The organism is Mycolicibacterium chlorophenolicum, assembly GCF_001044235.1.
Lineage (GTDB): Bacteria > Actinomycetota > Actinomycetes > Mycobacteriales > Mycobacteriaceae > Mycobacterium > Mycobacterium chlorophenolicum.
Window position 1 is genome coordinate 372414 of record NZ_JYNL01000030.1, and the last position, 25990, is coordinate 398403.

26 protein-coding genes are annotated in these 25990 nt (G+C 70.8%); 16 read left to right on the forward strand and 10 right to left on the reverse strand.

Translation table 11 applies throughout. The features are described 5' to 3' along the window. Positions 1-40: 40 nt before the first annotated feature. The 4 genes from MCHLDSM_RS16515 to aceA are packed head-to-tail and all read left to right on the forward strand — an operon-like array spanning position 41 to position 5452. Complete coding sequence (locus tag MCHLDSM_RS16515; RefSeq protein ID WP_048471045.1) at positions 41-1276, forward strand: GTP cyclohydrolase II; 1236 nt, start codon at positions 41-43, stop codon at positions 1274-1276. Further along, positions 1273-2487, forward strand: a complete 1215-nt coding sequence (locus MCHLDSM_RS16520; RefSeq protein ID WP_048471046.1) for a URC4/urg3 family protein — start codon at positions 1273-1275, stop codon at positions 2485-2487. The genes MCHLDSM_RS16515 and MCHLDSM_RS16520 overlap by 4 nt, the downstream gene beginning before the upstream one ends. Further along, a complete protein-coding gene (gene upp, locus MCHLDSM_RS16525) occupies positions 2488-3126 on the forward strand; it encodes a uracil phosphoribosyltransferase (protein ID WP_048471047.1) in 639 nt (212 codons plus the stop codon). It begins immediately after the preceding gene. Between the two features lie 37 nt (positions 3127-3163). Further along, positions 3164-5452, forward strand: a complete 2289-nt coding sequence (gene aceA, locus MCHLDSM_RS16530) for an isocitrate lyase ICL2 (protein WP_048471048.1) — start codon at positions 3164-3166, stop codon at positions 5450-5452. Positions 5453-5674: 222 nt separating this feature from the next. Here the strand turns inward: aceA and MCHLDSM_RS16535 are convergent, their stop codons facing one another. After that, on the reverse strand, positions 5675-6451 hold the full coding sequence (locus MCHLDSM_RS16535; RefSeq protein ID WP_048471049.1) for an O-succinylbenzoate-CoA synthase: 777 nt from the start codon (positions 6449-6451) through the stop codon (positions 5675-5677). Positions 6452-6487: 36 nt separating this feature from the next. On the opposite strand from MCHLDSM_RS16535, the gene MCHLDSM_RS16540 reads away from it, so the two are divergent. Beyond that, entirely contained in the window at positions 6488-7228 is a 741-nt protein-coding gene (locus tag MCHLDSM_RS16540) for a glutamine amidotransferase (RefSeq protein WP_048471050.1), read from the forward strand. Here the strand turns inward: MCHLDSM_RS16540 and MCHLDSM_RS16545 are convergent. The 3 genes from MCHLDSM_RS16545 to MCHLDSM_RS16555 all read right to left on the reverse strand — a co-directional run bounded on the left by MCHLDSM_RS16545 (position 7225) and on the right by MCHLDSM_RS16555 (position 9504). Then, entirely contained in the window at positions 7225-7518 is a 294-nt protein-coding gene (locus tag MCHLDSM_RS16545; protein ID WP_048417355.1) for a Dabb family protein, read from the reverse strand. The genes MCHLDSM_RS16540 and MCHLDSM_RS16545 overlap by 4 nt on opposite strands. Before the next feature lie 19 nt (positions 7519-7537). Continuing rightward, positions 7538-8227, reverse strand: coding sequence for an Rv0518 family GDSL lipase (locus MCHLDSM_RS16550; protein ID WP_048471051.1), 690 nt, complete (start codon positions 8225-8227; stop codon positions 7538-7540). Positions 8228-8289: 62 nt separating this feature from the next. After that, positions 8290-9504, reverse strand: a complete 1215-nt coding sequence (locus tag MCHLDSM_RS16555; RefSeq protein ID WP_048471052.1) for an acyltransferase family protein — start codon at positions 9502-9504, stop codon at positions 8290-8292. Between the two features lie 245 nt (positions 9505-9749). Here MCHLDSM_RS16555 and MCHLDSM_RS16560 point away from each other — a divergent pair, with 245 nt between their 5' ends. The 6 genes from MCHLDSM_RS16560 (at position 9750) to yaaA (ending at position 15577) form a co-directional block, all read left to right on the forward strand. Further along, positions 9750-10931, forward strand: coding sequence for a PP2C family protein-serine/threonine phosphatase (locus tag MCHLDSM_RS16560; RefSeq protein ID WP_048471053.1), 1182 nt, complete (start codon positions 9750-9752; stop codon positions 10929-10931). Next, on the forward strand, positions 10921-12504 hold the full coding sequence (locus MCHLDSM_RS16565; RefSeq protein ID WP_048471054.1) for a sensor histidine kinase: 1584 nt from the start codon (positions 10921-10923) through the stop codon (positions 12502-12504). Before MCHLDSM_RS16560 ends, MCHLDSM_RS16565 begins: the two co-directional genes overlap by 11 nt. Further along, entirely contained in the window at positions 12501-12941 is a 441-nt protein-coding gene (locus tag MCHLDSM_RS16570; RefSeq protein WP_048471055.1) for a response regulator, read from the forward strand. Before MCHLDSM_RS16565 ends, MCHLDSM_RS16570 begins: the two co-directional genes overlap by 4 nt. A gap of 1 nt (position 12942) precedes the next feature. Beyond that, positions 12943-14076, forward strand: a complete 1134-nt coding sequence (locus MCHLDSM_RS16575; protein WP_048471056.1) for an alkaline phosphatase family protein — start codon at positions 12943-12945, stop codon at positions 14074-14076. 163 nt (positions 14077-14239) lie between these two features. Then, positions 14240-14806, forward strand: a complete 567-nt coding sequence (locus tag MCHLDSM_RS16580) for a glycoside hydrolase (RefSeq protein ID WP_048471057.1) — start codon at positions 14240-14242, stop codon at positions 14804-14806. A 24-nt stretch (positions 14807-14830) separates the two neighbouring features. Then, entirely contained in the window at positions 14831-15577 is a 747-nt protein-coding gene (gene yaaA / locus MCHLDSM_RS16585) for a peroxide stress protein YaaA (protein ID WP_048471058.1), read from the forward strand. 21 nt (positions 15578-15598) lie between these two features. On the opposite strand, the gene MCHLDSM_RS16590 is transcribed toward yaaA, so the two are convergent. Next, complete coding sequence (locus tag MCHLDSM_RS16590) at positions 15599-16093, reverse strand: hypothetical protein (protein WP_048471059.1); 495 nt, start codon at positions 16091-16093, stop codon at positions 15599-15601. Positions 16094-16214: 121 nt separating this feature from the next. Between MCHLDSM_RS16590 and MCHLDSM_RS16595 the strand changes: the two genes are divergently transcribed. The 4 genes from MCHLDSM_RS16595 to MCHLDSM_RS16610 are packed head-to-tail and all read left to right on the forward strand — an operon-like array spanning position 16215 to position 19271. Beyond that, positions 16215-16454, forward strand: coding sequence for a hypothetical protein (locus MCHLDSM_RS16595; protein ID WP_048471060.1), 240 nt, complete (start codon positions 16215-16217; stop codon positions 16452-16454). Next, positions 16451-16804, forward strand: coding sequence for a hypothetical protein (locus tag MCHLDSM_RS16600; RefSeq protein ID WP_053083008.1), 354 nt, complete (start codon positions 16451-16453; stop codon positions 16802-16804). Before MCHLDSM_RS16595 ends, MCHLDSM_RS16600 begins: the two co-directional genes overlap by 4 nt. 47 nt (positions 16805-16851) lie before the next feature. After that, entirely contained in the window at positions 16852-18318 is a 1467-nt protein-coding gene (locus MCHLDSM_RS16605) for an amidase (RefSeq protein WP_048471061.1), read from the forward strand. Between the two features lie 35 nt (positions 18319-18353). Further along, positions 18354-19271 carry an alpha/beta fold hydrolase gene (locus MCHLDSM_RS16610; protein ID WP_048471179.1) on the forward strand — a complete coding sequence of 306 codons (918 nt, stop codon included), beginning with the start codon at positions 18354-18356 and terminating at the stop codon, positions 19269-19271. An 11-nt stretch (positions 19272-19282) separates the two neighbouring features. On the opposite strand, the gene MCHLDSM_RS16615 is transcribed toward MCHLDSM_RS16610, so the two are convergent. From MCHLDSM_RS16615 to MCHLDSM_RS16630, 4 genes are all read right to left on the reverse strand, one after another. Beyond that, entirely contained in the window at positions 19283-19507 is a 225-nt protein-coding gene (locus tag MCHLDSM_RS16615) for a hypothetical protein (RefSeq protein WP_048471180.1), read from the reverse strand. Positions 19508-19517: 10 nt separating this feature from the next. Next, positions 19518-20786 (reverse strand): competence/damage-inducible protein A, encoded by a 1269-nt coding sequence (locus MCHLDSM_RS16620; RefSeq protein ID WP_048471181.1) that lies wholly within the window; start codon positions 20784-20786, stop codon positions 19518-19520. Between the two features lie 30 nt (positions 20787-20816). Continuing rightward, positions 20817-23564 carry a glycoside hydrolase family 2 protein gene (locus MCHLDSM_RS16625; RefSeq protein ID WP_234714021.1) on the reverse strand — a complete coding sequence of 916 codons (2748 nt, stop codon included), beginning with the start codon at positions 23562-23564 and terminating at the stop codon, positions 20817-20819. A 71-nt stretch (positions 23565-23635) separates the two neighbouring features. Further along, positions 23636-24382, reverse strand: a complete 747-nt coding sequence (locus MCHLDSM_RS16630) for a glucose 1-dehydrogenase (protein WP_048417369.1) — start codon at positions 24380-24382, stop codon at positions 23636-23638. Between the two features lie 79 nt (positions 24383-24461). Here MCHLDSM_RS16630 and MCHLDSM_RS16635 point away from each other — a divergent pair, with 79 nt between their 5' ends. Continuing rightward, a complete protein-coding gene (locus MCHLDSM_RS16635) occupies positions 24462-25547 on the forward strand; it encodes an NAD(P)H-dependent amine dehydrogenase family protein (protein WP_048471062.1) in 1086 nt (361 codons plus the stop codon). Here MCHLDSM_RS16635 and MCHLDSM_RS16640 read toward each other — a convergent pair. Beyond that, the gene (locus MCHLDSM_RS16640) at positions 25534-25980 is read right to left on the reverse strand and encodes an ATP-binding protein (RefSeq protein ID WP_048471063.1); all 447 of its coding nucleotides are present in this window, start codon (positions 25978-25980) and stop codon (positions 25534-25536) included. The two genes, MCHLDSM_RS16635 and MCHLDSM_RS16640, sit on opposite strands and share 14 nt — an antisense overlap. Positions 25981-25990: the final 10 nt, after the last annotated feature.

The window sequence follows — 25990 nt, forward strand, 5'->3', positions numbered from 1 at the left end:
GTCCTCACGACCTGACGCAGCACCCCAGCGAAGGAGACCGATGCCCACCGGCCACGTCCGACTGACGTCGCACAGCGGTGGCACCGACGCGCCGGCAGTGCACTGGGGAGCCCCCACCCCGGCCGCGCGCGGACCCGTCGTCGGCACCACCGCCCGGGCGCACCGCAACGTCATCGGCACCCACAGCGGCGCGTACGGCGTCTACCGGGCGCTGGCGGTCGCGGCCGGCAAGCTGTCCCCCGACCATCGCGCCGACCTCACCGACACCGCGCCGACCGACCGGATCGGGCCGTATCCGCAGTGGGGCGACCCCGCGACCATCGTCAGCCTGGATCCCTGGGGGGCGACGGTCACCGAGGCGTTCGCCGCCGAGATCGCCGCAGGCATGGACATCCGCCCCACCATCGCGGTCACCAAGGCGCAGGTCATCCTGCCGGAGATCGGCGACGCGCTCGGTAAGGGCCGGCTCGCGCCGGACGGCCGGGTTCTGCTGCCGACCGGCGCCGCGCAGGTCACCAAGGCCGCCGTCGAACCCGTCTGGCACCTGCCCGGTGTGGCCGCACGCTTCGGCTGCACCGAAAACGATTTGCGCCGTGTGCTTTTCGAAGAGACCGGCGGAATGTATCCCGAGCTGGTGACCCGCCCCGACCTGGAGGTGTTCCTCCCGCCGATCGGCGGTCAGACGGTGTACATCTTCGGCGACCCGGCACACCTGGCCGACCCGGCGGTCGAGCTGACCGCGCGGGTACACGACGAGTGCAACGGCTCCGACGTGTTCGGCTCCGACATCTGCACCTGCCGGCCCTATCTCACCCACGCGATCGAGGAATGCATCATGGGCGCCCAGCGGGGCGGCGTCGGCCTGGTCTCCTACTCCCGCAAGGAAGGCCGCGCGCTCGGCGAGGTGACGAAGTTCCTGGTCTACAACGCCCGTAAGCGGCAGGCCGGCGGTGACACCGCCGACCAGTACTTCGCCCGCACGGAATGCGTTGCCGGAGTGCAGGACATGCGGTTCCAGGAGCTGATGCCCGACGTGCTGCACTGGCTGGGTGTCACGAAGATCCACCGGCTGGTGTCGATGAGCAACATGAAGTACGACGCGATCACCGGCGCCGGGATCGAGGTCGGCGAGCGGGTGTCGATCCCCGACGAGCTGATTCCCGCCGACGCCCGCGTGGAGATGGACGCCAAGATGGCCGCCGGCTACTACACCCCCGGCGAGGTCCCCGACGCCGACGACCTCAAGCGCGTGAAAGGCAGGGGGCTGCACGGATGACCGTGCCCGCCGACGCCGTGGAGGCGCTGCGCACCACGACTGCGGTGCGGACGCGCTCGGCGCTGCTGCTCGAGCGGGCCCGCGCGGGTGAGTCCCGCTGGTTCGCCGTCGACGACGACGCGCTGGGGGGCGCCGCCGACGACGTCGCCACGCTCACCCGAACCCGGTACCCCGACCTCGACATCCCGCTGCACAGCCGGTGGCGTCACTTCGAGGCCGGCGGGGTGGACCGTCGCGCAGACCTCGACGTCCTGCTCGACGGCGCCGACACCCGCGAGCGCGCCCGCGCGATGATCGACCTCACCGTGGTCAGCGTGCTGCTCGACGCGGGTGCCGGCGCCGACTGGGGGTTCGTCGAGAACGGCGTCCGCTACACCCGCTCGGAAGGTCTCGCGGTCGCCAGCTGGCACGCGTTCCTCGCCGGGACGTTCTCCAGCGACCCTGGGCGGCCGCTGCAGGTGGACGCCGCGGCGCTGCGCACGCTCACCGTCGACCACCTCGCCACAGCCCTGCAGGTGAGCCCGGTCAATCCGCTGGTTGGCCTCGACGGTCGGGTGCACCTGCTGCGCCGGCTGGGCGATGCGCTGGCCGACCAGCCGGAGTTCTTCGGCGAAGCGGGCCGTCCCGGAGGCCTGTTCGACACGTCGTCCGCCTCGTCGGGCGTCGTCGACGCGCACGACCTGCTGGCCGCGCTGCTGACCTCGATGTCCCGAATCTGGCCCTCGCGCAACATGATCGGCGACGTGCCACTGGGTGACTGTTGGCGCCACGACGCCGTCGACGGCCCGGGGCTGACGGCGGGCTGGCTGCCCTTTCACAAGCTGTCGCAGTGGCTGACCTACTCGCTGATCGAACCCCTGCGCTGGGCCGGGGTGACGGTCACCGGGGTGGAGGCGCTCACCGGGCTGCCCGAATACCGCAACGGCGGCCTGCTGCTCGACACCGGGGTGCTGCGGCTGCGCGATCCCGCCGACGCCGAGCGCGCGTGGACCCCGGCCGACGAACCCGTGGTCGAGTGGCGCGGGCTGACGGTGGCGCTGCTCGACGAGCTGGCGCCGCTGGTGCGCGCCCGGCTCGGCGCCGACGCGGCGCACCTGCCGCTGGCCTGCGTCCTCGAAGGCGGTACCTGGGCGGCGGGCCGCGCCGTGGCCCAGCGGTTACGCGGCGGGCTGCCGCCGCTGTCGATCACCAGTGATGGGACGGTGTTCTAGATGACGTCGACGTCCGGAGTGCACCTGGTCGACCATCCGCTGGTCCAGCACAAGATCACGCTGATGCGGCGAAAGGACGCCTCCACCAACACTTTCCGCCGACTGGTGCACGAGGTGTCGGCGCTGATGGCCTATGAGGTGCTGCGTGACATCGGCATGCACGAGGTCGCGGTCGACACGCCGATGGAGTCGACCACCGGCAACGTGATCGACGGCAAGAAGCTCGTGTTCGTCTCGGTGCTGCGCGCGGGCACCGGGATCCTCGACGGCATGCTCGACGTGGTGCCGTCGGCCCGGGTCGGCCACATCGGGCTCTACCGCGAACCGAAAACGCTTGTCACCGTGGAGTACTACTTCAAGATGCCCGGCGATCTGGCCGAGCGCGACGTGGTGGTGCTCGACCCGCTGCTGGCCACCGGTAACTCGGCCGTCGCCGCGGTGGAGCGGGTGCGCGAATGCAACCCCAAGTCGGTGAAGTTCGTCTGCCTGGTGACGTGCCCGGAAGGCATCGCGGCGATGACGCAGGCGCACCCCGATGTGCCGATCTACACCGCGGCCGTCGACCGCCAACTCGACGGCAACGGCTACATCCTGCCCGGGCTCGGTGACGTCGGCGATCGCATCTTCGGCACCAAGTAGCCTCGCCGAGGCCACCCCGGGATCTAGGCTTCGGGTCATGGCCATCATCGAAGCCGACCTTCAGCCTGAGACGCCGTTCGAACACGACGTCGCAGAGACGCAACGCTATTTCGACAGCCCCCGCTTCGAGGGCATCATCCGCCTCTACACCGCGCGGCAGGTCGCCGAGCAGCGCGGCACGATCCCTGCCGACTATCCCGTCGCGCGGGAGGCGGCCACCGCGTTCTATCCGCACCTGCGGGAGCTGTACTCGCGTGGCAAGAGCATCACCACCTTCGGGCCGTACTCCCCCGGCCAGGCGGTGGTGATGAAGCGGATGGGCATCGAGGGCATCTACCTCGGCGGCTGGGCCACCTCGGCGAAGGGGTCGATCAGCGAGGACCCGGGCCCTGACCTGGCGAGCTATCCGCTCAGCCAGGTGCCCGAGGAAGCCGCCGGCATCGTCCGGGCGCTGCTGACCGCCGACCGAAACCAGCAGTACCTGCGTCTGCAGATGACCGAGGAGCAGCGCGCGGCCACCCCCGCCTACGACTACCGGCCGTTCATCATCGCCGACGCCGACACCGGCCACGGCGGCGATCCGCACGTCCGCAACCTGATCCGCCGCTTCGTCGAGAACGGCGTGCCGGGCTACCACATCGAGGACCAGCGTCCCGGCACCAAGAAGTGCGGCCACCAGGGCGGCAAGGTGCTGGTGCCCTCTGACGAGCAGATCAAGAGGCTCAACACCGCCCGATTCCAGCTCGACATCATGCGGGTGCCCGGCATCATCGTCGCCCGCACCGACGCCGAGGCGGCCAACCTGATCGACAGCCGCGCCGACGAGCGCGACCAGCCGTTCCTGCTCGGTGTGACCAACCTGAAGATCCCGTCGTACAAGTCCTGCTTCCTGGCCATGGTGCGGCGCTTCTACAACCAGGGCGTGACCGAACTGAACGGTCACCTGCTCTATGCGCTGCCCGACGGCGAGTACGCCATCGCCGAGGCGTGGCTGGAACGCCAGGGCGTGCTGGCCCTGATCGACCAGACCGCCGCCGCCTGGCAGGACGGCGCCGAGCCGTCGCTCGACGCGGCGTTCGACACGGTCGAGTCCCGCTTCGTCGACGCCTGGCAGGACGACGCCGGGCTCGACACCTACGCCGGCGCCGTGGCCGATCTGCTCGAATTCCGGGAGCGCGAGGGCGAATCGACGACGATGAGCGCCACGGAGTGGCGTGCCTTCGCCGAACGCGCCCCGCTGTACAACGCCCGCGAGAAGGCCAAGGAGCTGGGCGCCGACGCGGCCTGGGACTGCGAGCGGGCCAAGACGCCCGAGGGTTACTACCAGGTGCGCGGCGGCATCCCGTACGCGATCGCGAAGTCCCTGGCGGCGGCCCCGTTCGCCGACATCCTGTGGATGGAGACCAAAACCGCCGACCTGGCCGACGCCAAGCAGTTCGCCGACGCCATCCACGCGGTGTACCCGGACAAGATGTGCGCCTACAACCTCTCCCCGTCGTTCAACTGGGACACCACCGGCATGACGGACGAGGAGATGCGGGCGTTCCCCGAGGAGATCGGGAAGATGGGCTTCGTCTTCAACTTCATCACCTACGGCGGCCATCAGGTCGACGGCGTGGCGTCCGAGGAGTTCGCGACCTCGCTGCGGCAGGAGGGCATGCTGGCGCTGGCCCGCCTGCAGCGGAAGATGCGTCTGGTCGAATCCCCCTACCGCACACCGCAAACTCTGGTCGGTGGCCCGCGCAGCGACGCCGCGCTGGCCGCGTCGTCCGGGCGCACCGCGACGACGAAGTCGATGGGCAAGGGCTCCACGCAGCACCAGCACCTGGTGCAGACCGAGGTGCCCAAGAAGCTGCTCGAGGAGTGGCTGGCGCTGTGGAGCGAGCACTACCAACTGCCGGAGAAGCTGCGCGTGCAGCTGCGGCCGCGGCGGGCCGGGTCGGACGTGCTGGACCTGCAGATCCTCGGCGACGGGGAGGAGCCGCTGGCCAACGTCGTCGTCGACCCGATCAAGGACCGGCACGGCCGCAGCATCCTGACCGTGCGCGACCAGAACACCTTCGCCGAGCAGTTGCGCCAGAAGCGGCTGATGGACCTGATCCACCTGTGGCTGATCCACCGGTTCAAGGCCGAGATCGTCTACTACGTGACGCCGACGGAGGACAACATCTATCAGACCGAGAAGATGAAGTCGCACGGCATCTTCAGCGACGTCTATCAGGAGGTCGGCGAGATCATCGTCGCCGATGTGAATCAGCCGCGCATCGACGAACTGCTCGCGCCCGACCACAAGGCCCTGCTCCGGCTGATCAGCAAGCAGGACTGAGCGCGCGGCACCGCGGGATCCCGGTCGCGGCCGAACGTGCCACCAACGGCGTTCTGCCACAACCGAGCCCATCGCCAGCCGGGGTGGTCCATGTGACCAGTGAACGCGGATCTACCCGGCAGGCGCAACGGAATTTCGCGTCGTCCAGTCACACACCTGCACGTTCTGCACACGAAGTGCGAGTGCGGGCGTGCACAACGTCGATGCGTGAGACGCGTGGGGCTACAGCAGGGCGGCGGCGCGGCGGACCAGCGCGCGCCACTGCTGCACCGTCGCCGCATCGGTGACGAGCAGGCGTTCCAGCCGCGCCGGGTCCGGCGCGGCCGGCATCGGCGCGGCCGGCAGGTACCCGTCGGCCGGGATCAGCGAGCGCGCCGGCGAGACGACGTCGCCGTCGCGCAGCCACTGCGGCACCGGACCGCACGCATAGCGGAGGTCCTGCAGCGCCGCGGCGAGCGCCACGTCGGCGGCCAGACCGATGCTCGTCGCCCCGCTGAACTCCACCAGCACCGGCATCCCGAGTCGCTCCGCCCGGCGCATCGCGCGCCGCACGCCGCCGAGTTCGCCGCAGCGCAGCACCGCGGCGTCGGCGCACTGCGGATCGGCGCCCAACAGATCGGCCTCCACGGCGACCGGCACGTCGACCCGACGCCGCACCTCGGCCGCGTCGGCGGGGCTACTGCAGACCAGTTCCACCAGCTCCAGACCTTCGGCATCCCGGATCCGCGCCACGGCCCGGTCGACATCGTCGACCTCGATCACCGCGCGGGCACGCCCGTCGCTCACCGGCACCCGGCCGCGGACCGCGTCCGGCCAGCCGACCGTGCTCGGCTCCATCGCCGCCGTCAGCCAGCGGGCGGCCAGCGCGTCGTCGCAGTCCGGGGGCGGGCTGAACTCGCCCCAGCCCTGCGGCCCGTCCACCAGCACGCCCACCCGCGGCCCGTCGGCGGTCGGGACCGCGAACACCGGTGCGTCGTCGAAATCGATGAGTGTTCTCACTGACCGACAAAGCTAGCCCGTGGCTAGTCTTGACCGGTGGCCGCCGCCCCGTTTCTGCTGCTGTCGATCCGCGGCGAGGACGACGCCGCCGACGACGAGTACCGGGCGGTGATGCGGTTCGGCGGGCTCGACGAGCACACGCTGCGACGGATCGGGCTGACCCACCGCGAGCTCGGCGACATCGACCTGTCCCAGTGGTCGGGCATCATCCTCGGCGGCGGGCCCTACACCGTCAGCGACGATCCGGCCGCGAAGTCACCCACCCAGCGGCGGGTTGAGGCCGAATTGGCCGACCTGCTCGACGCGGTCATCGCGGCGGACTTCCCGTTCCTGGGCTGCTGCTACGGCATCGGCACGCTGGGCGCGGCGGTGGGCGCCGTCATCGACCGCTCGCACAGCGAACCCGTGGGGCCGGTGACCGTCGACCTGACCGACGAGGGCCGCGCCGACCCGTTGTTCGCGCCGCTGCCCGACACCTTCGACGCGTTCGGCGGCCACAAAGAGGCGGCGTCGGTGCTGCCCGCGCACGTCACGCGGCTGGCCACCTCGGCGGCCTGCCCGGTGCAGGCCTTCCGGGTGGGCGCCAACGTCTACGCCACCCAGTTCCATCCCGAACTCGACGTCGACGGGCTGTGCACCCGCATCGACGCCTACAAGAACCACGGCTACTTCGCCCCGGAGACCGCGCAGTCACTCAAAGACGCTGCGCGCCAACGCACCGTCATTCACCCGATGACGATTCTGCGCGGCTTCGTGGACCGGTACGCGCGCCGTTAGCCGGCGGGCACCTCGAACTGCGCCCGGGCGATCTGGTCGACCATCGGCGCCAGCCGCGCCCGCAGCGCGTTGTGCTCGGCGTCGGCGTCGTAGCCGCGGTAGGCGTCGATGTCGGCGAAGTCGGCGACGATGACGAAGTCCCAATTGCCTTCGCGCAGGCCCGCATCCGTGCCGACCGTGTAGTTCAGCGTGCCGGGGAGGTCGAGGCCGCGCAGACCCTCCTGGATTCGCGCCACCTCGGCGGCGTCGTGGCCGTCCTTGAGCTTCGCGAGCACCACGTTGCGAATCATCAGCGCACCCTAACAGCCATCAGTACGGCGCGAGCTGGGTGCCGATCAGCGGCGCGATCTTCTCGGCCATGTAGGTGTGGCCGGCGTCGGTCGGATGCACGCCGTCCTGGCCGATCAGCTCCGGCCGGCCGACGAACCACCGTGCGGCGATCGGGTCGACGAACGTCGCCCCGGCCAACTGGGCCTGGTAGCCGAGCACGTCACGGATGCGGAGCACCTCCGGTGGCGGATCGGCCGTCGGCCACGGCGGTCCGATCACCAGCATCTTCGCCGAGCGGGCGATCTGGCGGGCCAGACTGAGCGTGCCGTACATCGCGATCGACAGCCGCGTCGGCTCGACCTTCATGTCGTTGCGGGAGCCGAAGAACACCACCAGCGCATCGTTGGGTTTGACGGCCCGCACCGTCAGGTCCTCGAACACGCTGCCCCGGTTGCCGCGCGTGCAGTAGCCGGCGCCGCCCTCGGCGGCGACCGTCGGCGTGACGGCGATGCCGTGATCGCTGAGCGCCTGCCACACCTGCGGCGCCCAGCCCTGCGGACCGTTACCGCCTTGATCGCTGCCGGTCGTATACGAGTCGCCGATCACGGCGATCCGGTTGACGGCGTAGTCCAGAACACGAACCTCGCGGTGCGTCACCGCGGGGGCGGGCACGCTCAGAGCGCCGAAAAGCATGGCGGCAGAGAGCATCCACGTCAGCACACGACTCACTGGACCAGCCTAGGGGTGCGCGCGCGCCGACCCGACGCCGACTCGCCGCGGTTCACGAACAGTTATCCCGCCCGTGCGGTGACCGGGTGCAATCGGCCCTGCGGCGGGTCCGACGGACGGGCGACGCGCGGCGTGGACGGCTCGATCATCTTCCGCATCCAGCGGCGCGCGGGCTCTTCGACGACGTGGTACAGCAGCGCAGCCAGCACACCGGCGAACAGCACGAGACCGAGCACCGCGAACTTCGCCGACCAGCTGGGCGTCAGCGTGATCCCGAACTGCTGGATCGCCCAGTTCCACGCGGTGTGCACGATCTCGTGGACCATGTACAGCCCGAACGAGATGTGGCCCAGGTACACCATCACCGGGGTCGACAGCAGGGCGGGCAGCGAGCCCGCCCCGATCGACAGCGCGATGACCAGCGGCACGAACAGCACGTCGACCAGCCCGCCGGCATCGAGCATGTCCTGGGGCGGGTACGCGTCGAGCAGGTACAGCCCGCCGATGATGATGACGACGAGCGCGACGGACGCGAGGCCGGCGGCCTGCCGACTGCGGTCCGACAGCTGCAGCCTGCGCACCGCGGCGCAGGCCAGCGCCCCGGCGGTGAATTGCATGACGATCCGCGGCAGCCAGCTCCACGGCGTGTAGAAGACGCCGTGGGCGAGCAGCAGAAGCGTCGGGGCCAGCGCGGCCGCGACCGCGAGCCAGATCAACCCGCGCGCCCGCGTCACCGCGGCGATGCGGAACACCACCAGCACGAGCCCGCCGAAGAGCAGGTAGGCCAGCCACTCCGCGCTGATCGACCAGGCCGGCCCGTCCCAGCTCGACCCGTCGAAGAACGGCTGGAACCACAGCTGAACGAGCAGCACCTGCTTGAGCCAGCTCAGGGCGTTCAGTGACCCGATGACGTCCGGGGGCAGCGGGAACCGGCCGACATAGAGGGTGAACACGGCGAACGCCGCGGCCAGATGCATCGTCACCAGATACACCGGCCACACCCGCGCCAGCCGCAGCCACAGGAACCGCAGCGTCGACCGCGTCGACCAGGACTCCCCCATCCGGTCCAGGTAGTTCCACGTCAGGACGAATCCGCTGAGGATGAAGAACAGGTCGACGCCCTGGGCACCCGCGTTGAGCACCGGGGCCAGCGCGTCGCGGAACCCCGGGGACGCCTCGGCGAGCAGCGGACGAAAATGGAAGAGGACGACCCACACGGCGGCCACGATGCGCAGCCCCGACAGGGCCTTGATCTCACCGGTGCGCACACGACTCATTTCGTCTCGAGAACAGAAGCAGTCGTCGACGACGTCGGCCGGAAGGGCGGTGGTGCTCGCCGCCTCCCCCCGACGGAAACGCCGGCGACCGGTCGCAGGCTACCAGCGCGGGCTGGCAGAACGCGTGCCGCAACGCCGCCGCCGGGAGGATGTCCACGGCGTCGAGGGCCCCGGGTATTCTCAGGAAATTGTCAATCGAACATGCCAGCGCGCGCGGTGGGGCGCGACGGAAAGTGCCGGGACGCATGCACGTCCCGGATGACGGTGGCCACTTGTCGCTGCTCCTCGTCGAGGACGACCGGGCCGACGCGATCCTGGTCGAGGAATTGATCGCCGACGCCGGTGTGGCCATCGGCGTCGTGTGGGCCGAGTCGATGGCCAAGGCCGAGCAGGTGATCGCCACGGCGCGCCCGGATTGCGTGCTGCTGGACCTGCACCTGCACGACACCGACGGGATCGCCGGCCTGGCCCGCATCGCCGAACGGGACGCGACGATTCCGGTCGTCGTGCTCACCGGTCTGAACGACGAGCACGTCGCGTCGGTGGCGGTGGCTTCGGGGGCGCAGGACTATCTGGTGAAGGGCCGCGTCGATCCCGAGACGCTGCGCCGGGCCGTGCTCTACGCGATCGAGCGCAAGCGCGCCGAGCTGACCGCGGTGGATCTGCACGCCACCCAGTTGCGGGAACGGGAGAACGCCCGGCTGGAGCGCGGTCTGCTGCCTTCGCCGCTGCTGCTCGACGATCCGGGTGTCGACATCGTCACCCAGTACCGGCCCAGCCGGCAGAACGCGCTGCTCGGCGGGGACTTCTACGACTTCGTGCAGACCCCCGACCGCACCGTGCACGTGATGATCGGCGACGTCGCCGGCCACGGTCCCGACGAGGCCGCGCTCGGGGTGGCGCTGCGCATCGCGTGGCGGGCGCTGACGTTCGCCGGGCTGCGCGGTGCCGACCGGATGCGGCAGCTCGAACGGATCCTGCGTGCCGAGCGGGCCGGCAAGGGCATCTTCGCCACGGTATTGAGCCTGGCCATCCCGCCGGAGGGGTCGTTGGTGACGGCGGTCCGGGCGGGCCACCCGGGCATGCTGCTGCACGGGCGCGGCACGGTCGAGTGGGTGGAACCGGCCGGCGGGCCCGCGCTGGGCCTGCATGCCGGGGACTGGACGCCGCAGCAGGTGGAACTGCCGCCCGGCGCGGGGCTGGTGCTGCTCACCGACGGCCTGTTCGAGGGGCACGTCGGGCGGGGCAACGAACGGCTCGGCGAGGCGGGCCTGCTGGAGCTGGCCCGGACGCTGGCGCACCTGCCCGGCCGGGAGTTCGTCGAGGCGCTGATCACCTCCGTCGAGGACCGCGCCCACTCCCACGGCGGCATCGCCGACGACATCGCGGTGGTGCGGGTGGAAAGGACGGGACGCGATGAGTCCTGATCAACGCGGGATGCGGGCTCTCACGGTCGAGGGCTGGCAGTACCTGGTGCTGTCGATCATGGCCGCGGTGGTGCTCGCCGGCGCTGTCACCACGGCGGTGCTGCTGCACCGCACCGATCAGGTGTCCAATCAGATCACCAACAACGTCGGACCCGCGCGGGTGGCGGCCTACCAGCTGCAGGCCGCGCTGCGCGACCAGGAGACCGCGGTCCGCGGCTACGTCATCGCCGCCGACCCCCAGTTCCTTGAGCCGTACAACAGCGGCCGTGAGGTCGAGGCGCAGGCGTCGGCCGCGCTGCGGCAGTTCGAGCAGAAGCGGCCCGATCTGCTCGACGATCTCGACGAGATCGAGCAGGCCTCCGGGTCCTGGCGGACGAACTACGCCGAACCCGTCGTCGCCGCGGTGAAGCCGGGGCAGCGCAACACCGTCTCCGCCGCGCTGACCGAGGTCGGGAAGTCCGAATTCGACCGTCTGCGGGTGCTTTTCGATCGCCAGAACGCGAATCTGTTGCAGGCCCGCAACGACGGCCTCGCCGAACTGCATTCGATCAGCGCGTGGCGCAACGGGGTGCTGATCGCGATGCTGGTGGCGTTCATCGCGACGATGGTGGTCCTGGCGGTGCTGCTGCGGCGCGCACTGGTGCGCCCGCTGAACCGGTTGGCCGCGGCGTGCCGACGTGTCGCCGAGGGGAACTTCGGTGAACGGATCGTGCCGCAGGGTCCCCGGGACATCCGGTTGATCGCGATCGACGTGGAGAACATGCGCCAGCGCATCGTCGAGGAGTTGGAGGCGTCGCGGGCGGCCACCGAGGCGCTCGACGAGCACGCCGAGGAGTTGCGCCGTTCCAACGCCGAACTCGAGCAGTTCGCGTATGTGGCGTCGCACGATCTGCAGGAGCCGCTGCGCAAGGTCGCCTCCTTCTGCCAGCTGCTGGAGAAGCGTTACGGCGACAAGCTCGACGAGCGGGGCACCGAGTACATCGGGTTCGCCGTCGACGGCGCGAAGCGCATGCAGATCCTGATCAACGACCTGCTGACGTTCTCGCGGGTCGGCCGCCTCAACGCCACCGAGACGGACGTCGACCTCGACACGGTGCTCGACGCCGCGCTGAGTAACGTGGCGACGTCGATCGAGGAGACCGGCGCGGTGATCGAGCGGCCGGCCGGGGGGCTGCCCACGATCAAGGGCGACCCGACGTTGTTGACGATGCTGTGGCAGAACCTGGTGGGCAACGCCGTGAAATTCCGCCGCGAGGGCGTGGCGCCCACGGTGGTGATCGACTGCGCACGGGGATCCGGTGAGACCGAGGAATGGTGGTTCTCGGTGACGGACAACGGAATCGGCATCGCCGCGGAGTTCTCCGAGAAGGTCTTCGTGATCTTCCAGCGGCTGCACGGCCGGGACGCCTACACGGGCACCGGCATCGGTCTGGCACTGTGCAAGAAGATCGTCGAACACCACGGCGGGACGATCTGGATCGACAACGACTACACCGAGGGCACCCGCTTCCGGTTCACCCTGCCGGTCGCCGTCGACAGCCCGGCTGCCCAACTGGAAGGATCGTCGTCATGACACCCGCTGAACGCGCCATCGACGTGCTGCTGATCGAGGACGACCCGGGAGACGAGCTGATCACCCGGGAAGCTTTCGAGCACAACAAGATCAAGAACAATCTGCACGTCGCACACGACGGCGAGGAGGGTCTGGACTTCCTCTACCGGCGCGGACAGTACGAGGGGGCGCCCCGGCCGGACCTGGTGCTGCTCGATCTGAACCTGCCCAAGTACGACGGGCGCCAGCTGCTCGAGACCATCAAGTCCGACCCCGACCTGAGCCACATCCCGGTCGTCGTGCTGACCACCTCCTCGGCCGAGGAGGACATCCTGCGCAGCTACAAGCTGCATGCCAACGCCTACGTGACCAAGCCGGTCGACCTCGACCAGTTCATGAACGCGGTCCGCCAGATCGACGAGTTCTTCGTCCAGGTGGTCCGGCTGCCGCAGTTCTGAGGTGGACCTCCCGCGGCCCGACACCACGACGGCGCACCTCGCCGACGTGACCCCGTCGGTGCTGGCGGCCATGGGGGTCGCGGGCTTCGAGCCGCGCATCGCGCTGCCGTATGACGTGGGTGGGGCGTGTGTGCTGCTCGTCGACGGCCTGGGAGCCGACCTGCTCGACGCGCACACCGCCGACGCGCCGTTCCTGGCCGGCCTGCGGGGACCCAGCCTGCACGTGGGGTTTCCGGCGACGACGGCGGCCGGGCTGGCCGCCGTCGGCACGGGGTGCCGTTCCGGTGAGCACGCCGTGGTGGGGATGTCGTTCCGGCTGCCCGACGTCGGCGTGATCAACGCGCTGCGGTGGCGTCCGCATCCGTGGGGCGACGATCTGCGCGACCGCGCCGTGCCGGAGCAGGTGCAGCCGCGCGCGACGGTGTTCGAGCGGGCCACCTCGGCCGGTGTCGCGGTCAGCGTGATCTCCGCCGCGGAGTTCGCCGGCTCGGGCCTGACGCGGGCGGTGCTGCGCGGCGGCCGCTACCGGGGTGTCCATGCGATCGGCGACCTGGTGGCCGAGATCGGGACCACCATCGCCGAGCGCGGGTTCTGTTACGCCTACCACGCCGACCTGGATCTGGTCGGGCACCTGCACGGCCCAGGATCCGACGCGTGGCGGATGCAGCTGCGGCAGGTGGACCTGCTGGTCGAGTCCATCGCCGACGCCCTGCCGCGCGGCGGGCTGCTGGCCGTGGTGGCCGATCACGGCATGGTGGCTCTCGGCGAGGACGTGGTGGACGCCGACGCCGAACCGCGCCTGCACGACGGGGTCGTCGCCCTCGGCGGCGAGGTGCGCGCACGGCACGTCTACACCCGCGACGGCGCATCCACCGACGTGCTGGCCACCTGGCGCGAATTCCTCGGGCCGCGGGCGTGGGTGGTGACACGCGAGGAAGCGGTCGCGGCGGGATGGTTCGGCGAGCGGGTCACCGACGACGCCCGGTCGCGGATCGGTGACATCGTGGTGGCCGCGCGGGGAACCTCGGGGGTGCTGCGCCGCACCGTCGAGCCCGTCGAATCATCACTGGTGGGTCAGCACGGATCGCTGACGCCGGCCGAGCAGCGCGTCCCGCTGCTGCTTGCTCATCGCTGACGTCAAAAGCATTGCTTCGCAACATCATTCGATAGTTTTGGTGAGTTTCTGAATCGATCTCTCGCGCAACCATTTTCGTGACATTCGGCGCGCTTGCGCACGTATTGTGCCCGCCGTCACAGATTTTGGCCGTATTAGAGACCCTCTGCTAGCGTCCGGCCGCATGTATGAACTCGCCACACTCTTGACGCTCGTCAACCAGGTGTCGGGAACGCCGTACATCTCCGGCGGTGACTCCCCGTCCGGGACCGACTGCTCCGGCCTGGTGTCGTGGGTCACGAACGCCGCGACCGGCAGGCCCGTCTACGGTGACCGCTTCAACACCGGCAACATCGAGGGCGCACTGCGTGCACGGGGCTTCCAGTACGGGACCCAGCCCGGTGCCCTGGTGGTCGGCTGGAACCGCGGCCACACCGCCGTGACGCTGCCCGACGGCACCCCGGTGTCGTCCGGCGAAGGCGGCGGCGTCAAGGTCGGCGGTGGTGGCGCCTACCAGAGCCAGTTCACCCACCACATGTACCTGCCCGCGCCGGCGGCCGCCGACGTACCGCCCCCAGCAGACCCTCTGCTCTCGCCGCCGATGGCTCCCCCGCCACCGCCCGCGCCGGTCGTGCTGATGGGCCAGGAGGCGCCGGCCCCGCCCCCGCCGCCGCCCGGCGACCCGCTGCTCCCGCCGCCGCCCCCTCCCGGCGACCCGCTGCTGCCGCCGCCGCCCCCGCCGGCGGGGTGAGCACCGCCCGCTAGCGTCTCTGCCGTGATCGTCCTGCTGCCCCCGTCGGAGACCAAGCGCGCCGGCGGGGACGGACCCGCGCTGGACCTCGAAGCGCTGAGCTCCCCGGAACTGCATCCCGTCCGGGCCGAGCTGATCGACGACCTCGTCGGACTGGCCGCCGACAGGGACGCCAGCCGCACGGCGCTGGGCCTGTCCGCCGGTCAGGACGCGGAGATCGACCGCAACGCGGCGCTGCGCTCGGCGCCCACGATGCCCGCCCTGCACCGCTACACCGGCGTGCTGTACGACGCGTTGGACGTGGATTCGCTGCGCGGCGCGTCGGCAGCCCGCGCCGCCGCGCGCCTCGCGGTCGTCTCGGCGCTGTTCGGACTCGTCCGCGCCGACGACCCGATCCCGGCCTATCGGCTCTCGGCCGGTTCGCGGCTGCCCGGACGCCCCACGCTGGCCGCGCGCTGGCGGCCGGCCCTCGAGCCCGTGCTGAGCGGGCTGGCCGAGCGGGAACTCGTCGTCGATCTGCGGTCAGGGTCCTACGCGGGACTGGGCAAGGTCCCCGGCGCCGTCACCGTCGAGGTCGTCGCCGAACGCGCGGACGGTCGCCGCAGCGTGGTCAGTCACTTCAACAAGGCGCACAAGGGACGGCTGGCACGCGCGCTGGCCGCCACCCGGTCCGAGCCGTCGGATGCGGCCGCCGTCGCCGGGGTCGCGCGCCGCGCGGGCATGCGCGTCGAGCGCCAGGGCGATCACCTCACCGTCGTCGTCCCGGCGTGAGCGGCCCTGCGCGGCAGCGACTTACAGCGACGCGATGAAGTCCGTGGTGTAGAACTCCTCCGGTTGCTGACTGTTGCTCGCGGGCCGGGTCAGCGACAACCACGCCCCTGTCGCGCCGGGCATCCTCGGTCCGCGCACGGTCACCGTGCCGGAACCTGCCCCGTCGGTGAACAGCGCGGCGGACGCCACTCCGGGCGCCCCGTCCCCGCACCCCGCCGCCGAGGTGCGCGGCATCTGGATCAGCCGCACGTCGTAGCGGGTGTTGGGCACGCCGGTGAAGAACGTGACATCGGCGGCGACGTCGCCACCCTCGGTCCGCAGCACCGCGGTGGCGCGGCCGTAGTACGAGCCGCCGACGTACTTGATCTGGCTGAAATCGCAGCGGCGGAGCTTCTCGGCGAACGGCATCACGGCCCCCGCGCTCTCCCCGGACGCCGTGCCGGCGCCCGCCAGCATCGGTCCGGCTGCGACCAGCAGCGCCGCGGCGGTCACCGCGGCGCGGGCGATTCGGCGCATGGGAGCCGTCCTCTCGGGGATCGGGGCAATCGACAGTACCGTCAAGGTTAGTGGGTCTCACCATCGGCTGCCGCACCAGGGCGTTGACGGCGTCCGGCGCGGGAGGTGACACTGTCGCCCGATGTCGACACTGTGGGTCTACCTGCGCATCCAGCTCATGACGTTCGTGTGCGGGATCGTCGGACCCATCTTCCTGTTCGTCTACTTCGCCGCCCAGCCCGACACCACCATCCGGTGGATGTACTGGTGGGGCCTGCTGATCACCGTCGCCGACATCCTCGTCGCGCTGGCGATCACCGACTCGGTGACCCGCCGGGATCGTGAAACGGCCGCCCGACGCGCAGGCCAGGACGCCTCGTGACCTACCCGGCGCCCCGGCCGCCCGCACCGCGGTCCGGGGCCGACGTGGCGATCTCCATCGTGGTCCTCGTGCTCACCGTGGTGATGGGCGCCGCGGCGGTGTTCTTCGGGGTGTTCTCGCTGGCGTTCCTCGATCACTGCCCACCCGAGACCTGCAGCGTCGACGGTGCGGTCAACGCGGTGTTCACCGCGCTGCTGGTCGCCGCCGGCGTCGGCGTGGTCGGACTGGTGCTCACCGTCGTGGCGCTCATCCGGCGCGCGACCGCATGGCCCTACGCGCTCGCCACGTTCGCGCTCTGCGCGCTGACCCTGTTCCTCGGCGGGGTCGGCTACGGCGCGGCGGTCGGCTGAGCGCCGCGGAGTTGCCGCGGTGTGCCGCGCCCGCGATGATCCGCGTCATGGACTCACGCACGGCGTTCGAACTCGCCGACCACGACGCGCTCGGTCAGGCCGAGCTGGCCGCCGCCGGCGAGGTCACCGCCACCGAGTTGCTCGACGCCGCGATCCTGCGGCTCGAGGCAGGCCGCTCCCTGAACGCGGTGATCGCGGACCTGTTCGATCGCGCCCGGGCCGACGCCGCCGCGCTGGATGCCTCCGGCGCGCTGCGCACCGGGAAGCACGGGCCCCTGGCCGGGGTGCCGTTCCTGCTCAAGGATCTGGGCGCCTCGTTGGCCGGCGCGCCCGAGGCGATGGGGTCGCGCGCGCTGCGTACCCACGTCGCCGAGCAGACGGCGTGGATCGTCGACCGCTATCTCGACGCGGGCCTGGTGATCTTCGGCAAGACCAACACCCCGGAGTGGGGTAACCACTGCACCACCGAACCGTCGCTGTTCGGGCCGACGGTCAACCCCTGGTCGCCGGACATCACGCCCGGCGGGTCCAGCGGCGGGTCGGCCGCGGCGGTGGCCGCCGGCATCGTGCCGGCCGCGTCGGGCGGAGACGGCACCGGGTCGATCCGGGTTCCCGCGTCGTGTTGCGGACTGGTGGGGCTCAAACCGCGCCGCGCCCGCACGTCGTTCGCGCCCGGCGCCGGGCACGGGCTCGAAGGCCTCGTCAACGAGCATGCGCTGACCCGGACGGTGCGCGACAGCGCGGCACTGCTCGATGCCGTCACCGGCGCCGGTGTCGGTGACCCCTACTCGGCACCGCTGCCCGCCGAGCCGTTCCTGCGCGCCATCGCGACACCGCCTGCGCCGCAACGCATCCTGATGGCCACCTCGTCGCCGTTCCCCGGGCCGGTCACCGATCCCGCGGTGGTCGCCGCGGTCGAGCACACCGCCGCGACGCTCGCCGGCCTCGGCCACCTGATCGAGCCGGGCGCCCCGACCATCGACGCCGACGCCGTGGCCGACGCGATCGCCGTGCTCCACACCGTCAGCAACGCCGCGCTGTTCGCCCTGGCCCGGGAACACCTGGGCCGCGATCCGCACGAGGACGAGTTCGAGCCGAGCAGCTGGGTGATGATCCGCGAGGGGTTCATCACGACGGGCCTCGCCTACGCCGAGGCCATCGCGGCGGTGCATGCGCAGACCCGCCGCTTCGCGGCGCAGATGACCGGTCATGACGTGCTGCTGGTTCCGACGCTGCTGACCTCGCCGCCGCCGTACCGGCTGCTGGATCAGCCGCGCGGCACCACGCGGGCGTTCTTCGACGTCGAGTTCGCCACCACAGGGTGGACGGCGCTCGCCAACGTGACCGGATGGGCGGCGGTGTCCCTGCCCCTCGGGGTCATCGACGACGGACTACCGATCGGCGTGCAGCTGATGGCGCCCGACGAGGCGGTCCTGCTCAGACTTGCCGCGCAATTGGAAACCGCCCTGCCGTGGGCCGGTCGTCGGCCGCCGGGGTGGGTCGGGCGGAACTGACGGCGCCCAGACACCCGCGTGCGACACTGTCGCGCATGGCTCTCGACATCGCCCGTCCCAAGCTCGAAGGCAACGTCGCCGTGGGCACGCACCGCCGCATCGGGTTCGCCGAGTTCGGCGACCCGCAGGGACGGCCGATCTTCTGGCTGCACGGCACCCCCGGCGCGCGGCGCCAGATCCCGGTCGAGGCCCGGCTGTACGCGGAGAACAACGGGATCCGGCTGATCGGCGTGGACCGGCCCGGCATCGGTTCGTCCACCCCGCACGCCTACGCCCGCGTGATCGACTTCGCCGACGATCTGCGGTCCATCGCCGACATCCTGGGCATCGGCAAGATGGTGATCATCGGACTGTCTGGCGGCGGCCCGTACACGCTGGGCGCCGCGGCCGCCATGCCGGAACGGGTCGTCGCGGTCGGCGTGCTCGGCGGTGTCGCTCCGACCCAGGGCGCCGACGCGATCGGCGGCGGCATCATGGGCAAAGTCGGGGTGCCGGTGGCCCCGGTGCTCGAGCACGTCGGGAGCTCACTGAGCATGGTCGCCGCCGGGCTGATCCGGCTGATCAAGCCGGTCGCCGAACCGGCGCTGTACCTGTATGCCGGGATCTCCCCCGCCGGTGACCGCCGGCTGCTGGTGCGTCCCGAGTTCAAGGCGATGTTCCTCGACGACCTGCTCAACGGCAGCCGCAAACAGCTCGCCGCCCCGTTCGCCGACGTCGTGGTGTTCGCCAGGGACTGGGGTTTCCGGCTGGACGAGGTGAAGGTGCCCGTGCGCTGGTGGCACGGCGACAAGGACCACATCGTGCCGTTCGCGCACGGCAGGCACGTGGTGTCGATGCTGCCCGACGCCGAGCTGTACACGCTGTCCGGCGAGAGTCATCTCGGCGGGCTGGGTCAGGCCGAGGCGATCATGGAGGCGATGACCGAGCTGTGGGATGCCAGCGCCGAACGCTGATCAGGCGGTGATCATCGGCGCAGCCAGGCCTGCACCGTCGGCAGTTCCCGGCTGTAGGACTGCAGCAGGTCGTCGTGGAACAGGGTGCCGCCGCTGATCGCGCTGTCGCCCTGCCACACCACGTGCACTCGGACGGTGCCCTTCGCGAAGTAGTCGTTGCGCTCGGCGGCGCGGTGCGTCCAGCCGGTCTGCTCGGCGAGCGCCGAGAACGCCTGCCGCTCGTCGGTGTCAACCATGCCCCACACCCTAGCCGTGCCCGGTCAGCGCCCGGCGCAGCAGATGCATCGCGACCGTCGTGGAGCGCTCGCGCACATCGGAGCGGTTGCCGGGCAGCGTCGTCGTCCGGGTGACGGGTTCACCGTCGGCCAGCGCGACGGAGAAGCACACGGTGCCGACCGGTTTGCCCTCTGTGCCGCCGCCGGGTCCGGCGACGCCGGTGATCGCGATCGCGGTGTCCGCGCCGAAGCGGCTCAGGGCGCCGCGGGCCATCGCCTCGGCGACCGGCTCGGACACCGCGCCGTGCGCGTCGATCAGCGTGGCGTCGACACCGAGCAGGTCGGTCTTGGCGGCGTTCGCGTAGGCCACCACCCCGCCGGCCACGTAGGCCGAGGAGCCGGGCCGCTCGGTGAGCCGCGCCGCGAGCAGGCCCGCCGTGCACGATTCCGCGGTGGCGATCCGGCGGCCCCGCAGCAGCTCGGCGATCTGGTCGTCGATCAGGGCGCCGTCGGTGGAGAAGATCTCGCGGGCGTGCCGGTCGCGCAGCGCCTCGAGCAGCGCGGTGTACGCGGCCTCGTCCTGCGGTTCGAACCGGGTGACGATCTCGAGTTCGCCGCGGCGCAGGCAGGTGGTGATCTCGAGCCGGTCGAAGCCCGGCACGGTCCCCTCGGCGTCGCGCAGCGTCTCGGCCAGACCGGATTCGGGCAGCCCGAACATCCGCACGGTCTCCTGCCGGTACTGCGTGCGTCCCGCGATCGCGGCCTGCACGGCGTCGGTGGCCACGGCCGCCTGCCACATGGGTTGCAGTTCGCGTGGCGGTCCGGGTAGCACGACGACGGTCGGGTGTCCCTCGACGACGACGCCCGGCGCGGTGCCGACCGGGTCGAGGATGACCGCGCCGGCCGGGATCAGCGCCTGCTTGCGGTTGGCGGCGAGCACCGCCTCGGCGTCCACCCCGGGAAAGCGGGCCATCAACCGGGTGACGATGTCGCCGATGGTGGCTTCCAGCCCCGGGTCGAGCACCAGCTCCCGCCCGCAGAACCGGGCGACGACCTCGACGGTCATGTCGTCGGCGGTGGGGCCCAGGCCGCCGCTGGTGATGATGAGGTCGAGGTCCTGGTCGGCGAGGAACCGCAACTGGGCCTCGATGTCGGCGGGCCGGTCCCCGCACAGCGTGATGTGGGAGAGCTCCACGCCCAGTTCGAGAAGGCGGTCGGCGAGATACGGGCCGTTGCGATCGGCGACCCGCCCGGTGAGGACCTCGGTCCCCGTCACCACGATTCCTGCCCGTGCGCTCACGGTTCCCGACACTACGCACCGGTGCGGCGGCTACCGGACCGGGACGACGACGGGCGCGGTGTTGTACCCGCTGACCCGCACCCAATTCGCGGTCGCGCCGGCGGCCAGCGGCGCACCGCGGATCTCCACGGTGTCGCCGCCGAAGACGGTGACGTAGTTGTCGCTGTAGGTGACCGGCAGCAGTTCGTCGGCGTCAGGGTCCGCCAGCAGTTCGGCCCGGGCGAAGAACGCCACCCCGCGCCCCGGGTTGTGCAGCCGGATCACCACGCCGTCGGCGGTGCGGTCGGCGGTGACCTCGAGCCGGCCGCGCGGCATCGAGTTGAGCGCGGTCATGTCCGCCCAGGAGGCCGGCCGCAGCTCGAAGGCCTGGTCGTTGCCCGGGTCGCCGACGTCGTCGCGGCGCTGGGACTGCCAGTAGGTGTTCTCGGTGACCAGCGCGCCGGCGGCGTCGCGCAGATCCAGGCGGACGAAGAACACCGGCGAGTCCCGGGCCACGCGCGGAAGTGACAGCGCCGCGGTGTGGCCGCCCGCGGCGACATCGACCGGGGCGCTGGTGCGGTCCTCGCGGACGCGGCCCTGCAGGTCGTAGACCCGCACCCGCACCGTGAGGCCGCGCTGCTCGGCCGGGGTCTGGTTGACGACCGTGATCGCGGCACGGCTGTGGTCGCCGGCGGCGTAGGCGTCGAACACCGCCGACAGTGGCCGCAGCCCCTTCTTGGCGCCGAAGTAGGCGCCGCCGGGACGCAGGTAGTAGTCGAAGAGGTGGCCGAAGAACGACGGCCAGTGGTTGTTGAGCATCCAGTAGACGGTCATCTTGTGCGTGTCCCACCCGCCCGCGGCGAACGCTTCGAACTGCGCCCGAGTCGATTCATAGTGCGCCAGTTGGGCTTTGGTGGTGAACATCTCGGCGCTCGTGGACGGACCGTAGCGCCGGTCGATGGCGCGCCGGATCGTCGTCAGCGCGGCATTGCTGGTGTTGGCGCCGGCGTGGAAGTACCACGTGTCGTTGATGGGCCACAGTTTGTCGGGCGGGATGAACCGGCGCAGGCTGGCCATCGGCGGGATGTGTTCGTTGTCGCCCTGCTCGGCGTTCGCGCCGCGCGCGGCCCCGTACCGGCCGGCGAACCAGTAACTCGGCGGACGCCAGCTGTACGGGCCGGCCATGTGGATGCCGTCCCACAGCACCTGACCGTCGGCGTCTCTGGCGAAGCTGGACACCGTGTCGACCACCGCACCCGGCCAGTGCAGCGACTCGAGGATGCGCCGGTAGTCGGCGAGCAGGTCCGGCGGCGGGGTGCCGTCGCTGCCGTTGGCCCACACGAAAGCCGAAGCGTGCGAACGCAACAGGGTGATCACCGACGCCAGGCTGTCCTGGGCCACCCGCTGGTCCTCGGTGTCCCACTGCGACCACTTCTCCCACTGGTTGCAGCACATCCAGCCCAGCATCAGCGGGATGCCCAGTTCGTCGGCCATGTCCACCAGTCGTTCGCCGGGGAACTTGCCCTCCAGCCGGAGCATGTTCAGGCCGAGATCCTTGACATAGCGCAGCGTGGCGGCATCGCGCGCCGGATCGTCGGCATAGAGCAGGTCCGGTGCGTACGCCGCGCCGCGGATCGCGAGATCACGCCCGTTGACGGTGAGATAGAAGTTGCCGCCGGCACCCAGTTCGGGATGGCTGGTGTCGTCGTCGCGGTGCTGGGACACCTCCCGGATCCCGAAGCGCTGCAGGCGTTCATCGGAGTCCCGGCCGAACCGGCGGAACTCGGTGCGCAGGTCGTAGAGCGCGGGGTCGCCCATCGTGTAGGGCCACCACAGGTCCGGGTGGTCGACGGACAGCTGCGGGTGGTCGGCTGGATCGAACGCGACCTCGCGCTCTTCTCCCGGCGCCAGACTCACCCGCCGCTCCACGACGATGTCGGGTTTCCCCGCCCGGCTGATCGTCACGCGCAGCACGCCGCGCACGGCCGTCGCGGCGTAGTTGCGGACACTCGCGTAGACGGTCAGGCGGGCCGAATCCGTCTGCGGCAGCGGCAGATCCGAGTTCACCGAGGAGACGCCGAGTGCGACGTCCTGCGACATGCGCAGGTACACCGGTTTCCAGATGCCCGCATTGCGGTCGGCGACGAAGGAGTTGTTCACCGGTCGGGCGCCGGGCGGGGCCCGGTAGCCGAGGTAGCGCCAGTTGATCCAGTCGTACCAGCTGTCGGCGAGTTCGACGCCGTCGACGTCCTGCAGCGCCTGCTCGGGTGTCACCTTGACCGCGAGCACATTCGGCCCGCCGCGATGGATCCACGGTGTCGCGTCGATCTCGTGTCCGACATGCATCCCGACCACCCGGGACGCATCGGCGATGCGGTGCCCGTTGAGCCAGACCTCGGCGCGGTAGTTGATGCCGGGGAACTCGAGCAGGTAGGTGGAGTGACCACGCGGCGCGTCGAAAGTCGTGCGGTACCACCAGTCCTGCGTGTAGAGGTCCTGGGGCACCTCGTCGCGCAGATTGGTGCCGACGTAGAGATCGGGATAGCTGCCGTCGGCCTGCAGTGCCTGCAACACGGTGGCGGGCATTCGCTTGATGGGATGCCAGCCCGCATCGGAGGCGTCCGGCGCCGACACCGCCGCGCCGTCCTCGCCGGCGACGCGCGCGGAGATCAGCCGCCAGCCCTCGGCCAGTTCGACGCGCGTCGGTGCCGGCGTGGGGCGCGCGACGTCGGGGACGTCGGCGACGCCGAGCACCGCGATCAGTGCGGCGATCACGACGAGGGTCAGCGCGGCGCGCACACCGCCGCTGCCCCGGCTGTCAGCGGCGATGGCAGGTGCCCCGAGTCCCGTGGGCGGTGCGGCGGCAGCCCCTACTTGTGCGGGACGTCGTTGACCAGGCCGCCGTCCATGACGAATTCGGCGCCTGTCGCGTACCGGGATTCGTCACTGGCCAAGAACACCACGAAAGTCGCCACCTCGTCGGGTTGGCCGGGCCGGCCGAGGGGAATCCGCAGCATGTCGTCAGGGAAGAATTTGGTCATCGGGGTGCGGATGAAGCCCGGGTGCACCGAGTTGACGCGGATGTTGTGGGCGCCCAGTTCGAGGGCCGCCGACTTGGTCAGCCCGCGCACCGCCCACTTCGACGCCACGTACGGGTGCACCATCACCGCGCCGCGCAGGCCCTCGATGGACGAGATGTTGATGATCGACCCGCCTCCTGCGGCCTTCATCGCCTCGACGGAGGCCTGCATACCGAGGAACGTGCCGGTGAGATTGACGTCGATGACCTTCTGCCACTTGGCCATGTCGAATTCACCGATCTTGCCGAGCGCGACCGTGCCGGCGTTGTTCACCAGGACGTTCAGCGTGCCGAACGCGTCGAGGGCGGTGGCCACGGCGGCGTCCCACTCGTCGGCCTGGGTGACGTCCAGATGGACGTAGCGGATGGAGTCCGGTGTCTCGGCGTTGATCTCGTCGGCCAGCGCCTGGCCCTTCTCGTCGAGGATGTCGCCGATCACGACCTTGGCGCCCTCGGCGATCAGCGCCCGGGCGTCTTCGGCGCCCATCCCCTGCGCGCCGCCACTGATGAGTGCCACTTTTCCGTCCACGCGTCCCATGGGGCGACAGGCTACCGCACCCCCGCGGCGCAACTAGAACTTGTTCCAATTTGCCGGGGCAGCACGCATACTGGCCGCCATGGCTATTCGTGTGGCGCAGATCGGCACCGGCAACTGCGGCAGTCTGACGCTGCGTCAACTCATCGAGGATCCGCGCTTCGAGCTGACCGGGGTGTGGGTGTCCTCGGAGGACAAGGTGGGCAGCGACGCCGGGGAGCTCGCGCGCCTCGACGTCACGACCGGCGTGACCGCCGTCGGCGACCTGGACGAGATCATCGCCGCCGCGCCGGACTGCGTCGTCTACTGCGCGATGGGCGACATCCGGCCCAAGGAGGCGCTGGCCGACGTGCGGGCGTTCCTGGAAGCCGGCATCAACGTCGTCGGGTCGTCACCGGGCTTCCTCGAGTACCCGTGGGGCGTCGTCGGCGAGCGCACGATCGACCGCGTCGAGACCGCCGCCCGGCAGGGCGACGCCAGCGTGTTCATCACCGGCGTGGACCCCGGGTTCGTCACCGATCTGCTCCCCCTGGCGCTGGCGGGCACCTGCCAGAGCATCAGCCAGATCCGCACCATGGAGATCGCCGACTACGCGACCTACGACGGCGCCACCGTCATGTTCGACGTGATGGGGTTCGGTAACGAGATCGGCGATCTGCCGTTCCTGTACCAACCCGGTGTGCTCAGCGCGGCGTGGGGCGTCGCCGTCCGCCAGCTCGCCGCCGGGATGGGCGTGGAGCTCGACGAGATCAGGGACATGGTCGAACAGGAACCCGCCCCCGAAGATTTCGACGTGGCCGTCGGGACGATCAAGAAGGGCACGGTCGCGGCGGTGCGCTTCCAGATCGAGGGCGTGGTCGGCGGGGAGCCGGCCATCGTCGTGGAGCACATCACGCGGCTGCGCGGTGATCTGCGGCCCGACTGGGCGCAACCGGCGCAGGAGGGCGGCTCCTACCGGGTGGAGATCACCGGCGAACCGTCCTATGTGATGGACATCTGCCCGACGAGCCGCAACGGCGACCACAACTACGCGGCGATACTGGCGGCGGCGGGGCGCATCGTCAACGCCGTCCCCGACGTGGTCGCCGCGCAGGCGGGGATCCGGACGACGCTGGATCTGCCTCTGGTCACCGGCAGGGGCACCTACCGGGGCGTCAGCGCCGGGTGACGCCGTGCCACTCCAGGCGCACCCGGGTGCCGGCGGACGACGGCTCGATGATCGCCTGGTCCGACAGCGTCTCCATCAGCGGGATGCCGCGGCCACGGGTCCGCGGTGCCGGGTCGGTCTGCGGCGTCCGCCAGGTTCCGCGGTCGGTGATGTCCACGGTGAGCGTCTGGGCCCGCGGGTCGTGGACCGCGCAGATGTCGATGGTGCCGGGCTGCTCGGCCGAGACGTAGGCGAACTCCGCGGCGTTGGCCAGCCCCTCGTTGATCGCCAGCACCAGGTCGCTGCAGCGCACCTCGTCGAGATCGAAGAAACGCTTGAGCCAGTCGGCGAATTCACGGCGCGCCATCGCGACCGTTCCGGCGTCGGCGTCTAGTCCGAATCGCTCGAAACGTTCAGCGTTGGCTACCTCAGCCGGCGGCATGGAATCGATCATGGCAGTCGGT